The organism is Aliivibrio sifiae, from assembly GCF_002954715.1.
GTDB lineage: Bacteria > Pseudomonadota > Gammaproteobacteria > Enterobacterales > Vibrionaceae > Aliivibrio > Aliivibrio sifiae.
Map to the genome: position 1 here is coordinate 1,373,193 of NZ_MSCP01000001.1, position 15,442 is coordinate 1,388,634.

The window sequence follows — 15,442 nt, forward strand, 5'->3', positions numbered from 1 at the left end:
TCCCAAGCTTTGATTGAAAGAAATTACTAAATTCAAATACAAAAAAACCAGAGTAGTTTCCCACTCTGGTTTCTTAAACTATCAATTAGAGTTTAGTGATTACCAACCTAATAGACTTTTCTCTTGTTGCTTACGGATCTCTGTTTCATCAGCCCATTCGATTAGGCCTGTTTCTAAATCCATTAAACGCATTGTCATTTTGTAGTAAACGTCTTTGTCGCTGCCTGCATTTTTCACGATGCTAGAAAGGTTGCCATAAAGCATATATTGAGCGCCGACCATTTTACCAAATTGAATCGCTGTATTTTGATTTACTAACTCATCATTATTTTGGAAGTTAAGTTGTGAACGAACAGCTTCTACACGGTCCATATCAACAAAACGGAACTTACCAGAATTTAACAGTTTAGTACTGATAGAGTCAGTAACTGATTCAGTATCAATGTGCTCACTTGTTTTATTCTTAATACTTTCAACAAAAACAATTGGACGATTGCCTTGAGTAATTTGAGCAACAGCGCCAGAAGACAGCATGCTTTCAGTCATCTCGCCAGCAATTTTCTGTAGATCCGTCGAACCAAAATCAACAGTTGTTGTTTCAACTGCTTGAGCGTCGCCGTAACTTACTTTGTTAGAACAGCCACCGAGTAATACAGCTAAGCTTAATAACGCAATAACACTTTTATTCATTTTTTATTTACCTCTAGTGAGTGTTTTATCTCAAATTATATCAACACGGTTCATTGATATTATTCTAATGTACGAATTTGAACACGGAATTGAGTTGCTTCTGGTTTCATTGCAACGCCTTGAATACTCATTGTATCTAAGCCACGCACAATAAATGTACGCCAAGGTGAATCAGAACCATTAACTTCTAGGCCTTGAGCATCATACCAGTAAAAACGGTATTGCAACTGTTGGTCACCTGTAAATTTACTTGTTACTGACACAATGCCGCGAACTAAACCATTGTTGTCCTGTGTGCTGATTTGCTCAACAGACAAACGGTTACCAAGTACATTATCGCCAAAAAGTACTTTTTGAGTACTGCTATCAACACTAATACCTGCAGTTTGGCTCGAGCTACAAGCAGCCAATGCCAATGGTAATAGCAAAACGATAAGCCATTTTTTCATTATATTTCTCCTAGTTGTTTATGCCACCATGTGACGGCGTTTCCTTGTCTTGATACCCAGACTACGACGGTATGACCTTCTTTTATCGTAAAGTTTAGCTCATTTCCCAGATATTGGATTTGATTATCCCCTGCTTTCACATCAACACTTGTTACGCTGATCAATGATGGCAGTGTTTGCCAACTACGCGTGTCAGGCTGCTCTGTTAACGAGTTAAATATAGTTAGTACCGCATTCGCTAAATCTTCTTCTTTCGTGTTTCGTGATGTTTTTCGCAACTCATCTTTCGCGACGACACGCAATGCTTGGCGAATAACCATCGCAGGAATTCGTTCATTTAAGTCATTTCGAGCCATTAAAGTAACATCCGCCAATTGATCTGAGGCTAATGCTTTATTGTTCACTTTAAGTGGTGAGAACACATCACGGTTTGTCTTTTTGTAATATGGTAGCGCTAAGTTATATTGAACAAAATTACCTTGGCTATCCCACATTGGTAAGCGTAATCGCCAATCAGAAAGCTGTGGCAAGATACCTTGCTCATCAATAATAATTACTCTGCTGTCAGTGCGCTTTGGTACTTTATAAGCACCGTATTGCTTCTCTAACAACGTAATATCATTGCGCATTCCAAGTCGTCGAGCTAAACGTTGGACTGACTCAATCACCGTCTTATTATTTGGAGCTACCGCAAGCGCTCGCTTATAATCTATATAAGCATCACTATAGTTGCGATTTGTTTCAAACAACAAACCAGAATAATAGAAAAGATAGCCATTTTGCACTGCGGCTAATTTATTACCTACATCAGGATAATTCGCTAAAATAGCGCCGACATTTGCATCAAAACCTTGTTTTTTAGCGTCTTTTTCTGCTGAACGAAGCTCTTTCTCTCGATCTCTCTTAGCTTGTTCTTGAATGTAATTCGCTTTTCTAACTTCAATCAAGGCACCTTCTAAATCATTATTTTTTAAATAATTTAATGAAAGATAAAGATGCAAATAACCCAACTCATAATCCGCTGGTTTATAATCAATTAAGTTATCGTTAGTCACCAAAGAACCAACTTGGTTCGCTGAATCAGAGACAGAAATTACGGCTTGATCACTTTGTATTCTGGCCGCTTGTTCCGCCCCCTCAAAATCCGCTTTACTTTCTGCGTATTGCTCACTCAATAAAGCAACTCGACCACGCTCTAGATTATCAAGGATGGGGCCTCCGACTTCAGGAGCCTCTTCACTGTATGCTTGCTTAGCATCGCCATTTTTTACCAACTGATAAGTATCATCCGTCTGGACAGAGTAATGGCTAAATAAATTTCCAACAGACAGGTTGGCACACCCCGACAGCAGCAGGGTAAAAGAAAGTACAATGGATTTTTTTAGTATCGACGTCATTAAAATAGAAAACTCTCAGTCTAAAAAAAGTAAGGCTCCTAACTAGGGAGCCTTATTTGAGATCGATTAACTTAATAGCATTGGACCTAATGGACGACCGCCCACAAGGTGCATATGAATATGGTAAACTTCTTGGCCGCCATGAGGATTACAGTTAACAATCAAACGGTAACCGTCTTCAGCAATACCTTCTTCAATCGCTATTTTCTTAGCCACTGTAAATAAACGGCCCATAACTAATTCATCTTCCGCTTCCACATCGTTTGTGGTTGGGATCAATTTATTTGGAATAATTAATACGTGGCTTGGCGCACGTGGATTAATATCACGAAACGCAGTAACTAAATCATCTTGATAAACAACATCCGCGGGGATTTCTTTACGAATAATTTTGCTAAAAATAGTTTCTTCAGCCATGACTCATCTCCAATAAAACACAGTTTTTTATTTTCTACTTACTCTAGTATGCGTTACAAATTTCTCGAAAACAATCACTTGAATCATAACTTAACGACAAATTAAGTCTCTATGTACAAAAATCCCTTAAAAAATTGAGAGTCACCTCTCTTTATGTATTGTTAATTTTATAGATATCGTCACAGCAGGTGATGAAAAATAATCATAACATGAATGTTTATTGTCAACATATTAAGACTGAGTGTTATTTATACCAATCAACACTAGCTTTAATGAAATTAATACTATAGAGAGATAGAACATGAATAGTTCGGTAGTACGTCGAATGTACGCAGGATTTTCGCTTATCGTGATCTTGTTTATTACGACGGTTATCCTGATGCTCAATGGAACGAGCAATATCCACAATCAGATGAAGTCAGTCTCTTCAGACTCTTTACCTTTAGTCAGCTTATCTAATGAAACCAGCGTTGCACTTCTTGCGGCTGACAAATCTTTCAAAGACTTCTTAACCACTAATGACCCTGTTCAAATGCAACAAGCACGTCAAGCTTTTGTTAACGCAGAAACAACGTTTAACAATACATTTCAACGTCTAGTTAATGTTGCCGAACACCAAAATACCGGCACTCAACAACGCTTAGAACTGACTGATATCCAAGCCGCTTATTTTAATGAAGCACAAATAGCAATGGATAATTACCAAGCCCTATTACTTGCTGATAATGAAAAACAAAAAGCAACTCGTAGCTTTCAACGTTTATACACAGAATTAAGTGTAAGAATGAAAGAGTTCGTCAACGACCAAGAAAGCATTGCGGTTAAAATGATGGCAAAAAGCTATTTTGTAAAACTTGAAGATGCCGAGCTAATTACCTCTGATGCATTAGCAAGTAACGATGTAGAGTTTGTAAAAAAAGCCGTTAATCAAAACAAAAAAGCCGTCACTCATTTAAATTATGCTTATCGTGGTTTAGTGAATCAATTACCTCAATTAAAAGAGACTTTTGATAAATCGGTAAATCAGTTCAGTGCCGAAGTAGGGAAAAAAGAAGGAATTCTAAATACTCACTTTGCCTATCTAAGTGCTAAAGATGCGCTTTACAACAACATATCTAACCTCGCTCGCCAAATTGATAACGCACTTGTCTTACTGACTTCATTTAATGAGTTAGCAAATCAAGACCTGCAAACATCATTACAACAAGCTGAAGTTATTTATCAACAAAGTGTGTATAAAGCGATAGCGTTAGGTGTTGTTGTTTCTCTACTTGCGACTATCATTGGTTTCCATCTGGCATCATCAGTAAGAACACCACTGCAAAACATGTTAAAAATATTAGAGTCACTAACTTCTGGAGACATGACACAACGCATTCAAACTAAACATAATACAGAGTTTAGTCGCGTATCTCGTCACATCAATACCGTCGCTGACAACTTACAGAAAGTACTTCTGCAATTAAGTGGCGCGTCAGATGAATTAACAGCGGTTGCTCAAAATAACAGTTCAACAGCAGAAAAAGCCAAACAACAGCTACTTAATCAACGTGAGCAAACCACAAGTGTTGCCGCTGCGATGACTCAGATGGAGCACTCAGTTGTTGAAGTCGCATCAAGCTCAGAAAGCTCATTATTGAAAGTACAAGAAGTTGAAGCGGCCTCTGAGCATGGCCAAAAAGTCATGGCTAATAACATTGCTACTATTGAGCAGTTATCAAGCCGTCTTGATGAGTCAGTTCAAGCCGTTGGTAATTTACAAAAAGTAAGCAGTGAAATTGGCTCTATCTTAGATGTTATCAATAAGATTGCAGAGCAAACTAACCTATTAGCGTTAAATGCTGCGATTGAAGCCGCTCGTGCAGGAGAGCAAGGCCGAGGCTTTGCGGTTGTTGCCGATGAAGTTCGTATTCTTGCTCAACGTACCGCAAAATCAACATCAGAGATTGAGGCTATGATTGCGAACCTTCAATCAAGTTCTAAAACCACAACAACCGTCATTGAAAGTTGTGTTGAGGATATGCAGCAAAGTGTAATGCAAACGAACGAAGCCAACAATGCAATGGTAATGATACAAAGCTTGATTGATGAGATAAGCCACATGAGTAATCACATCTCTCAAGCAGCGAACGAACAAAGCGCCACCACCACAGAAATTGCACGCAGTTTAGAAGACATCAGTCACATTGCAGAAGAGAACCAAACCGCAATGAATGATATTGCTAATGTCAGCTCAACATTAAATGAATTGGCACACCAACAAAGCGATATCGTGCATCAATTTAAAGTGTAAATTTGACGTATTGAGGGGAGAAATCCCCTCTCCTTAAAGCTTAATAGAATAAAATATAAGCAAATACCTGCAGAAACTTGAATTCTTGTTCTACTATTTATACATACTGCTAACAATGGTGTGTTTTAAATAAAAGGACTGTATATGAAAAAATCATCTTTACTTGTTGCTGTGGCTCTAACTTCTGTAGGGTTTTCTTCCCCTCTACTGGCTGAAGCGTACTTTGGTGGTAAATTAGGCCTTGGTCTCATTGACGACGCCTGCTCTGCTTCTGGGCCATGTGACGACGACGCATTTGGATATGGTGTATACGGTGGTTACCATTTCACAGAGCGTTGGGGATTAGAGCTTGGCTTTGATTCTATTGGCGAGTTTGAATCTAGTCATTCCTATAACGGTACAACAAAATACGTTGATAGCCGTCTTACTGCCCTCTCATTAGCTCCTCGTTATACTTTTTCTGCTACCGATACCATCGATGTATTCCTCAAGGCTGGTGCCGCATACATGGACTATAGCAATGCAAACGACACTGTCTTTACTGCAGGTTTAGGGAGTGAATTAGCCCTAAATGAAAGCCTAGCTTTACGTCTAGAATACCAATACTTCGACGATATCGATGATAGCTACATTTATGATCTATCATCTCACTTCATTTCTATTGGTCTGACTTATACTTTTGGAAGCGCTTCAAAAGCAACATCAATCGAAGAAGAAGAGGAAGTTGAAGTAGTACAAGAACCAGAAAAACAAATGGCAGAACCAATGGAAGAAAAACCAATGGAACCTGTTGCCGTTAAACAAGAGCAATCTAAATCACATCAAAACCTATTTAAAAATAATGGTTCAGAGCTTGCACCTGAAAGTCATGCTGAACTTGATTCAATTGCCGCAATCCTAGTTGAACACCCACAAGCGAGGGTCAACATTATCGGTCATACAGACTCCTCAGGCTCGGCAGCATACAATCAAAAAATATCAGAAGACAGAGCAAACGCAGTGTCCGACTACTTACAAGATAAAGGGGTAAAAGAAAGCCAAATCAATGCGTCAGGTGAAGGTGAATCTAATCCTATCGCAACCAATAAAACGGCAGAAGGACGAAGCGCTAACCGCCGCGTTGATATTGATATTCCTAACTTTGAATATTAATAAACAACCATTATATCCGTATCCAATTTCACTACACAGTTTGTAATACCAATGCAACTCATTAGATAATGTATTTATTACGTAGGGAAATCAGATAATTAATGGCATTGGTATAACTACGGATAACAAAAAAGGTGGATAATTTATCCACCTTTTTCATTCTCAGATAAGAACACTTAGCGTGAAAATAGCATGTAGGAATTCGCAGGAATAAAGAACCGAAGATTCCCTTGCTGGGGAGCGTAATAATGATTAGAAGTATTCTCTAACCACACTACGTCAGATCTAACCGCAACATTTACCTCGATATTATGGTCTGATTTATTTAATGCAACCAAACCACTCTCACCTCGAGAAAAAACTAAGTGCTCATCACTGGCTTCAACCAATCGTTGCTCTTGTCCATACATCTCATTATGAAATGACATTAGCTGAGTCATACGAGCACTTTTCCATTCATCCTTCCAACGTGGTTGATTTTGCTTATTTTTAATCCCACTGGTTTCAAGCTCTGAATACACTAACGGTATTCCGCCCTCTCTACAAAATAGGTAAGCGTAAGCAAGCCATTCGTTCGATTCACTCATGACCAAATCTTTAAACACACCATTGTTTGGAATATCGTGAGTAATAGCAAACGTAATAGCACGTAATGGAGATAACGCCATACCGTAGCAGTAAGGATCAATTAAGGACTTAAATGATCCTTTATTTTCTAACGCTTGATATAAAGAATTAAATAAAGGGAAATCATAAGCTCCCAACGTTGTTCCTTGCAAATAAGGATTCAAAAACGTCTCATATTCTTCTTTTGTCGCACCACCATCAGTAATGATCTCACCGAAAATATGTACGTCTTTAGTTATTTCCTCATCCCACACTTTATTCAAGTGCTCAAGCGTCATGTGCTTTGCCGCATCAATACGGAAGCCTTTGACACCAATCTGCTTTAGCGCTTTTAGGTATGCTTTTTGCTGCGCAACAACATGTTCATTATCAGACAGTGTTGGTAAACCTGGGTCATGCGGACCGCCTGAAATTCGTCCGTTTTGCACTTCCCATTTATCATTCCAGTTTTCAATACCGAACGCTTCTACAAAATCAGATTCAGAAAACAGTGGCTGAGATAAATCACCAAATAACGTTAATGGCTCGTACTTTTTAGGATCACGAGCATAATCTTCTCTGTCCCATTGATTAGGGAATTCTAAATCAGCTCGGATATCAGACTCATTCGCCATGTGATTAAACACAACATCAACGTAAACCCAAATATTAAATTCAGCTAAGCATGACACCATACGAGTAAAATCAATAGTATCTCCTAATGGGTTGTCTATAAGACGGTAATCTTGTGGTTGATATCGTTGCCACCACTGAGTACCAGATGGCAAACGAAGAGATTTCATCGCAGGAGAGACTAAAACCGAGCGGTAGCCCAAACTGGCAATCAATTCAGCTTGTTCAGCAATATCTTGATAAGTCCAGTCAAAAGCATGAAGAATAATATTACTTACAGCCGGAACTTCTGTTGAATGCCATTGTGTTTGCTGGCTCATTATTTTTTATCCTTATAGGTAACGTCATTCAATTATAAAAAGTCCCTATTTTTCTGCCCTCCTCCTTAACTCTATAAAATCCAGTATGAGGCGTTAGGCGTAGCTTGGTAAATAAGTACTACTCAATAACGTTACAACAAAGAACAATACTTGTTAACTCATTCTATAATAACAAGTTATCTTCAATTGGAATAAAGCGGTCTGCGACTTCAATTAATGAATTTGCCGTTAAGCTCTCTACACCGTACACTTCAACTTCTTTGTTAAAACGTGACTGAATTCGCTTAACGAGTAAATCAAAATCACCATCGCCAGACAAAATCACCACGATATCCGCTTGCTCAGCCATCTCAATAGCATCAAGAGCAATACCTACGTCCCAATCGCCTTTTGCAGACCCATCACGACGCTGAATAAAAGGTTTTAATTTCACATCAAAACCAATACCACGAAGGATATTATGAAATTGCTTCTGTTTATCATCACTACGTGCAATCGCATAGGCATTAGCGCCTACCACTTTACGACCATCGGTCACTTTTGCCCATAATGCGTTGTAATCAAAATGACGTTGGTAGACATCACGTGTGGTGTAGTAAATGTTTTGCACATCAACAAGAATCGCAACCGTTTTCATATTTCACCTTCCTAGGAAATTATCCAATGAGTCTATATGAATCCCTTTAATTTAGGTATACTTCGCGCAAATTTTGTATTGGAAAGACGGTAAAATGACTAAAGGCTACTCTTGTATTGGATTGGTAAACCCAAAAACACCTGAAAATGTTGGCTCAGTAATGCGAGCGGCGGGCTGCTATGGCGTAAATTCGGTATTCTACACAGGTAGACGTTACGATATCGCCAAACAATTTTGTACAGACACAAAAAGCCAGCATTTAAATGTACCGCTGATTGGTGTTGAAGATCTAAAAGACATCATTCCTTTAGATTGCGTGCCAGTCGCGGTTGACCTTATTGAAGGCGCGAAACCTCTGCCAGATTACAAGCACCCACCACGTGCGTTTTACATTTTTGGCCCTGAAGACGGTACGTTGAAAAAAGAGATCACCGATTTCTGCCGTGAGACTATTTATGTCCCAACCAATGGCTGCATGAACTTAGCCGCTGCTGTGAACGTGATCATGTATGATCGCATGGCAAAAGGTGAAAACTTCTCCAACCATAAGTAATCGACGTTAAGCTAGATAAATAAAGGAACTCGGCATGTTTGATTTATCACGTATTTCGGGTTTCGAAAACGCATCAATTACCCAAACCGATACCCTACAAACCTTGTGGGGCGGTTATGGTGAATTGGTGCGTTTGCATTTAACCCAAGCACCCACCTCTTCTATCATCATCAAACAGATCACCCTACCCAAGCCTAAACTTCACCCTAGAGGCTGGAATACCGATTTATCACACCAACGTAAACTCGACTCATACCAAGTGGAACTCAACTGGTATCAAGATTATGCCAATGCGGTTTCTACCCATTGTCCTGTGCCGCGCTGTTTATACGTAGAACAACGTAATAACGAACTCATTTTGGTTCTGGGAGATTTAGCGACCTGCGGATTTCCAATCGTAAAAACTGGACCATTACAAACCAGCGCCTCAATAAATGAAGCCAAAACCTGCTTAACGTGGCTTGCAAACTTTCATGCAGCACACCTTAATGTTGAACCAATTGGCTTATGGAAAACTGGCACTTATTGGCATTTAGACACTCGCCCTGATGAGCTTGAAGCCTTAACAGATTTACCATTAAAACACGCAGCAGTTAAGATTGATGAAACACTAAAAAACAGCCGCTACCAAACCTTGGTACATGGTGATGCTAAGTTAGCGAACTTCTGTTTTTCTGAAGATGGAAAACACGTCGCTGCTGTGGATTTCCAATACGTAGGAAAAGGCTGTGGCATGAAGGATGTGATCTTATTCATCAGCAGTGCCGTTATGCCAGAACAGTGTGCAGAGCTTGAGAGTGAACTATTAGATCATTACTTTAGTCAGCTTAAAACCACCCTATTGCGTTTAGGCAACACCGAAGCAAGTAACGATATTGAGCAAGAGTGGCGACCATTGTTTTGCATTGCTTGGGCTGATTTTCAACGCTTTGTAAAAGGCTGGAGCCCAGAGCATTGGAAGATTAATGGGTATACGGAAGGGCTTAAAGAAAGAGCGTTGAAGGAATTGTAGGGAAAGGTCGCAAATGAGCGACCTTTTTATGTGAGGGGGTAGTTGCAAACTTGTTTCTGAACATTTATGAGTTAGCCCAGAGTGTGCCTGAACGCCTCTGGACAACCCTAAATTGTCTAGTAAACCATGAATAATTTCATTTATTCAAATCTGCTTTGCCCGAATAAATTTTGAATGGATTCGCTAAATTATATAATCCACATCAGATTTTCCGACCATCCGATATGCTATTATTCTCAGTTAAATGGATTGCCTAAGGATAACGATTCACCATGTTAGAAAATCTCAACGTCCTAGCCGAAATAAAGCAGCTAAATCACCGTAGCCAAATGGATAACAACTTCACACAGCTTTCGCTCATATATGGTTTAAATGGTGATGGTAAATCTACATTAAGTAAAATTTTTCAGTTAATTTCAGAAAAAGATATACCCTCCATTAATAGCATGAAGTCATTAGAGTCAGACGAATTGAAAACCCCTAATTTTGTTTTACGATTTTCTGCTTCAAAGGCAATTACACCAAACAACATAAACTCACTTGACCATAACTTTTTAGTCTTTAATCAGCACTTCATTGATTCGAATGTTCACTCATCTAGCAAGATTGAAAGTAGTAACCTTCAAAATTACTACAACCTATGCTTAGGTTCATTCTCTGTTGAAAAGCAAAAGAAAATTGATGATTTGAAATTAGAAAACAATATTCTCACCACAGATAAAACAGAATTTGAAACGAAATTGACTCAACGGTTTCAGGGTTTAACCGTTTCAGAAATTACAAAATTAAAACCCATTAAAGGCGCAGATAGTCGCATAGCAGAGTTAGAATCAAAATTAGATGATGTGAAAGCTATTGACGTAATTAAGAAAATTACAAAGCCAAGTAAGCTCTCGGTTTCATTTCCTGAACTGAATTTTGATTATCTGGACGTTTCAGTTGAAAAAATTAGTAGAGATGCAACCGAAGAAATCAAGAAGCACTTCTCTAACAATCATAAGAAAGAAAATAAGAAATGGGTAAAAGACGGTGTAACTCTTGTAACAGAAAACCAAACGTGTCCTTTCTGCGCACAGGGCCTAAATGAATCGCCTATCTATACTCACTATAAGCACTTTCTTGATGAAACGTATCAAGTCGCCGTTAATGCTTTCACTACAAGCAACACAATTACTACTACTGACTTAGACAGCATATACACCGCCCTTTTATCAGTTAAGACGGACGTTGACACCGCTAATCAGTGCATCGAGTCTTGGAAAGATAGAGTTTCCCTTAATTCACTTACCTTAGAACTAGCTTACCTTTCTGATCTAGAAACGTATATTAAGAACCTCAAAAAAGAAACAGAACGCATGGAGTCAGATATTTTCATAGAAACTGACCTTTCTGAAACTTGTGAGTCCATAATCAAAATCTTGTTTGATGCTGAATCTGACATTAGAACGCTTAATAAATCAATTCAGTCATGCTTGAATGATATTCAGTCTTATATATCCACACTAGAGTCAACTACAGAAGCTGATATCAACATTAATATAACCACATTAAAAAACGCTATCGAGTCGAGTAAGGCAGACGTTAAGCTTTGGATTAAAGATAGAAAAGATCGAGGTTCTAGAGTTACATTAAATAATAAGGCAGTAAAAACCCTCAGGGAAGAAATCGAAAACGACCAGAAAGGAAAAATTTCAACTCTAAGCAAAGATATTAATGAGATTCTTCAAAAGTTTGGTAGCCATGTTCGATTAATTGATTTAGAGAAAGACTACAAAGCAAAAAAAGGGAATGACAGGTTTAAGTTCGGGGTCAAATTTATTGAGAATGAACTATCAACTTCTAACGCTGCTGATTCTGCAAAAGTTATTGGTGATCTACTTTCAACAGGTGATAAAAATGCATTAGCACTGGCTTTCTTCTTTGCAAAAGTCAGAAGTGGTGTAAATGCAAACAGTATTATAGTGTTTGATGACCCGATGAGTTCATTAGACCGACACAGAAGACATCAAACAAAAGCATTGATAACCAAGATTGCCAGAAATAATCAGGTTTTAGTTATGAGTCATGATCCGTTCTTCTTGAAAGAGCTGTACGACTATCAAAATAACAATACTATTTCTTCATATTTCAGGTTTGAATCCTCAACTCAAATTTCTGGTACGTCCCATTACAGGAAAAGTTCGTTAATCAGTATTGCTAACCTGAATGAAGAAACAACAGACCCTTATGAGCAGTGTTATAAATCGCTTCTAGATTATTGCCATACCCCATCAGACGATTCAACAATAAAGCTTGATGCAATAAGAAGAATCAGAACCATACTTGAAGCTAAAATCTATATGTCAGATCCAAATACATTTTTGCCTAATGAGTATTTGGGAACGCTTATCGGAAAAGTGAGAGAAAGAAAAGATGACCAACAGGATATCTTTTACATTGATAATGAGACTTTCGAGGACATCGAAGATTTGAATGAATATACAGGCGAATATCACCACGCTGATGGTGTTAAAACAGTTAGCAATCCTATTGATATGACAGAGCTAAGAACCAATATTCAAAAAACATTAGAATGCGTCACTAGAATGTAGAACCACAATAAGGTAAGGATTAAACACTAACTTTGTAGAGTTTAATCCTTATTTATTAGGAACCTTTACCTCTGAACCAAACCTATTAGCAGATCAATCTAAGCACAAACGAGTTAGCTATTATTTAGCAAGTTGATATTCGCTAATAAGACTCTCAAGTGGAATATTCAACTTACGATTTAAGCTTCTAATCATGGTGAGTGAAAGTCGTCTCTTTCTCTTTAAAATCTCGGTAACTCGGCTGCGTTGCCCTAATATTGGTGTTAAGTCACTATCACTTAATCCAAGCTGTTCCATTCTAAATTTAATTGCCTCTACGGGATCTGGAGCTTCAATTTTATAATGAACGCTTTCGTATGCTTCAGCTAAAGTGGTTAAAATTTCTAATTCATCAAACTCAATATCAGGTAACGCATCAGGATCGCCGCTAGTAAGCTCACTGATACGAGCCATAGCTGCTTTGTAATCATCTTTAGTTCTAATTGGCTTAATATTCATAATTTATTACCACTGCATTGTTATTTAAATAAATCGATAGTTTCTGCATCAACGTCATCATATTGTTTGTGTGTCCCTACAAACTTCACGTAGAAAGCTTTTAAACGATAGCTCACTGAAACAATCAATCTATATTTATTACCACAAATATTAAAAACTACCCTTTTATTTCCTATGATGCTTGCGTTTTTATACTGTGCTTTTATTTCGTGAGGAGTATTCCAATCCGCTTGAATAACCTCATCGTGCCACGATTTTAATGCTTCTTCTGAATCTTTATAGAGTGGGTTTGAGTAAAACTCTATAAGAATTGGTTTTGAAATAACTCGCACATAGCCTCCGTTCTATGATTAAGTTCCCATTATGGGAATAACTGTATAAAATGTCAACTTAATTTCCCAGTTCGGGAAAATTAAGAGTGAAAAAGTAATGACTTTACGTTATTCGACTGTCATCATTTATTTGTTATTGCATAAAAAAACTCCCTAGCACAAAGTACCAGAGAGTTTTATTGTAGATCTAACTTTTACTTTAGCTCTTAATCTAGCTACAAACTAACCTAGTTAGTTAACTCGCTTAGTGGCTACCTTTGGCTTATCAACTTCCGTCAATAGTCCTTTAAGTAAACTCACACAGCCTAGCAAGAGAATAATGGTAAACGGCATTGCTGCAATAATAGTAATTGATTGCAACGCTTGAATAGATTCAGTACCACCAATCCACAACATAATCATGGCGATAGCACCAGAGATAACCGCCCAAACTACTTTCTGTTTAACAGGTACTTCTAATTTACCACCCGCAGTCATGCCATCAATAACGATAGAGCCTGAGTCCAACGTGGTCACAAAGAAAACGATGATCAGTGCTACGGCAATAAAGGATAGAATATCCCCAAACGGATAAGCATCTAGCATATGGAACAAGCTTAGAGATACATCACTAATACCTTGTTGAGCGCCTAATAGACCCACTTTATCGATAACTTGTTGAATAGCCACACCACCGAAGATTGACATCCAAGCTGTAGTTACCATTGTCGGTATAAGCATTACGCAAAGAAGGAATTCGCGAACAGTACGACCTTTAGATATACGAGCTACGAACATACCAAAGAAAGGTGCATACGCTACCCACCACGCCCAATAGAACACAGTCCAACCATGCAGCCAAGTCGTGTCCTCTCGGCCAGAGCTTTGGCTTAACGGAATAATGTTTTTCACATAACCAGTTAATGCCGTAACTAATGAATCCAATACTGTTGTGAAATTCAACACAGCAATCAAACCAAGGAAGACAAAGGCGATAACCATATTCAGGTTACTAAGAAATTTAACGCCCCCATCCATACCGCGTAGAACAGAAATAATCGCAAGACCCATGATCAATACGATAATAGCCTGTTGAAGATAGATGTTATTTTCCATTCCGAAAACATGGCTAATACCACTAGCCGCTTGTGAGCCGCCTAAACCAAGAGACGTTGCAAGACCAAACAAGGTAACTAACACGGTTAAGATATCAATCACATCACCCGTTTTACCCCAGACTCGATCACCTAACAATGGATAAAACACCGAGCGCATTGATAATGGCAGCCCTTTGTTATAAACAAAATAAGCAAGGCAAAGCGCTGTCATGCCATAGATAGCCCATGCATGTAATCCCCAGTGGAAGACGGTTGCGCCTAATGCTAATTCACGGCCAGCTTCTGTAAAAGGTTCTACATTAAGCGGAGTTCCAAACCAGTTGGTAAAGAACGCGGTTGGCTCTGCAACACCCCAGAAGATAAGCCCAATACCCATACCTGCGGCAAATAGCATCGAGATCCAAGAGGCTTTTGAATAATCTGGCTTCGCATCATCACCACCTAAGCGAATTTTACCTAACGGTGAAAAAGCAATAATAATGGCAACGATTAATAAGATGTTGGCTCCCCACATAAAGAGGAAGTCAAAATTTGCTAACACTGAACCTTTAAGGGAATCAATGGCGGCTTTTGCATCTGTAGGAGGTAGTGCGAGAAGTGTAATAATGAAGAGAAGAGACAAGCCGACTGAGGCTATAAAAACGGTATTATGGATATCCATGCCCCATTTACTAATGTTATCTTGACCGACTTGATAATCTGTCGATTCAATACTGTACTTTTCTGATTTAAAACCCATAAACGATAATGTTCACATATCCGGCT

General features: G+C 38.5%; 14 protein-coding genes. 5 read left to right on the forward strand and 9 right to left on the reverse strand.

What is annotated here, in order from left to right; translation table 11 throughout:
- Nucleotides 1–99 precede the first annotated feature (99 nt).
- The 4 genes from lpoB to hinT form a co-directional block, all read right to left on the reverse strand.
- Nucleotides 100–690 carry a penicillin-binding protein activator LpoB gene (gene lpoB, locus BTO23_RS06085; RefSeq protein ID WP_060990773.1) on the reverse strand — a complete coding sequence of 197 codons (591 nt, stop codon included), beginning with the start codon at nt 688–690 and terminating at the stop codon, nt 100–102.
- Nucleotides 691–749: 59 nt separating this feature from the next.
- Nucleotides 750–1,139 (reverse strand): YcfL family putative periplasmic lipoprotein, encoded by a 390-nt coding sequence (locus BTO23_RS06090; protein WP_060990772.1) that lies wholly within the window; start codon nt 1,137–1,139, stop codon nt 750–752.
- Complete coding sequence (locus tag BTO23_RS06095) at nt 1,139–2,536, reverse strand: COG3014 family protein (RefSeq protein WP_105063162.1); 1,398 nt, start codon at nt 2,534–2,536, stop codon at nt 1,139–1,141. Before BTO23_RS06095 ends, BTO23_RS06090 begins: the two co-directional genes overlap by 1 nt.
- Before the next feature lie 66 nt (nt 2,537–2,602).
- Entirely contained in the window at nt 2,603–2,953 is a 351-nt protein-coding gene (gene hinT, locus BTO23_RS06100; protein WP_060990770.1) for a purine nucleoside phosphoramidase, read from the reverse strand.
- 301 nt (nt 2,954–3,254) lie between these two features.
- Between hinT and BTO23_RS06105 the strand changes: the two genes are divergently transcribed.
- Together BTO23_RS06105 and BTO23_RS06110 are read left to right on the forward strand one after the other, a co-directional pair.
- Nucleotides 3,255–5,246, forward strand: a complete 1,992-nt coding sequence (locus BTO23_RS06105) for a methyl-accepting chemotaxis protein (protein WP_105063163.1) — start codon at nt 3,255–3,257, stop codon at nt 5,244–5,246.
- Nucleotides 5,247–5,390: 144 nt separating this feature from the next.
- On the forward strand, nt 5,391–6,398 hold the full coding sequence (locus BTO23_RS06110; protein ID WP_060990768.1) for an OmpA family protein: 1,008 nt from the start codon (nt 5,391–5,393) through the stop codon (nt 6,396–6,398).
- Nucleotides 6,399–6,574: 176 nt separating this feature from the next.
- Here BTO23_RS06110 and BTO23_RS06115 read toward each other — a convergent pair whose 3' ends face one another.
- Together BTO23_RS06115 and BTO23_RS06120 are read right to left on the reverse strand one after the other, a co-directional pair.
- Nucleotides 6,575–7,957 (reverse strand): alpha-amylase family protein, encoded by a 1,383-nt coding sequence (locus BTO23_RS06115; protein WP_105063164.1) that lies wholly within the window; start codon nt 7,955–7,957, stop codon nt 6,575–6,577.
- A gap of 163 nt (nt 7,958–8,120) precedes the next feature.
- The gene (locus BTO23_RS06120; protein WP_060990766.1) at nt 8,121–8,594 is read right to left on the reverse strand and encodes a LabA-like NYN domain-containing protein; all 474 of its coding nucleotides are present in this window, start codon (nt 8,592–8,594) and stop codon (nt 8,121–8,123) included.
- 94 nt (nt 8,595–8,688) lie between these two features.
- Between BTO23_RS06120 and BTO23_RS06125 the strand changes: the two genes are divergently transcribed.
- The 3 genes from BTO23_RS06125 (at nt 8,689) to BTO23_RS06135 (ending at nt 12,750) form a co-directional block, all read left to right on the forward strand.
- Complete coding sequence (locus BTO23_RS06125; protein WP_060990765.1) at nt 8,689–9,147, forward strand: RNA methyltransferase; 459 nt, start codon at nt 8,689–8,691, stop codon at nt 9,145–9,147.
- 34 nt (nt 9,148–9,181) lie between these two features.
- Nucleotides 9,182–10,159 (forward strand): phosphotransferase, encoded by a 978-nt coding sequence (locus tag BTO23_RS06130; RefSeq protein WP_105063165.1) that lies wholly within the window; start codon nt 9,182–9,184, stop codon nt 10,157–10,159.
- Between the two features lie 272 nt (nt 10,160–10,431).
- Nucleotides 10,432–12,750 (forward strand): AAA family ATPase, encoded by a 2,319-nt coding sequence (locus BTO23_RS06135; RefSeq protein ID WP_105063166.1) that lies wholly within the window; start codon nt 10,432–10,434, stop codon nt 12,748–12,750.
- Nucleotides 12,751–12,870: 120 nt separating this feature from the next.
- Here BTO23_RS06135 and BTO23_RS06140 read toward each other — a convergent pair whose 3' ends face one another.
- From BTO23_RS06140 to BTO23_RS06150, 3 genes are all read right to left on the reverse strand, one after another.
- Nucleotides 12,871–13,248, reverse strand: coding sequence for a helix-turn-helix domain-containing protein (locus tag BTO23_RS06140; protein WP_105063167.1), 378 nt, complete (start codon nt 13,246–13,248; stop codon nt 12,871–12,873).
- A 20-nt stretch (nt 13,249–13,268) separates the two neighbouring features.
- Nucleotides 13,269–13,580, reverse strand: a complete 312-nt coding sequence (locus tag BTO23_RS06145; protein WP_105063168.1) for a type II toxin-antitoxin system HigB family toxin — start codon at nt 13,578–13,580, stop codon at nt 13,269–13,271.
- 231 nt (nt 13,581–13,811) lie between these two features.
- Nucleotides 13,812–15,416, reverse strand: coding sequence for a BCCT family transporter (locus BTO23_RS06150; RefSeq protein WP_105063169.1), 1,605 nt, complete (start codon nt 15,414–15,416; stop codon nt 13,812–13,814).
- Nucleotides 15,417–15,442 lie beyond the last annotated feature (26 nt).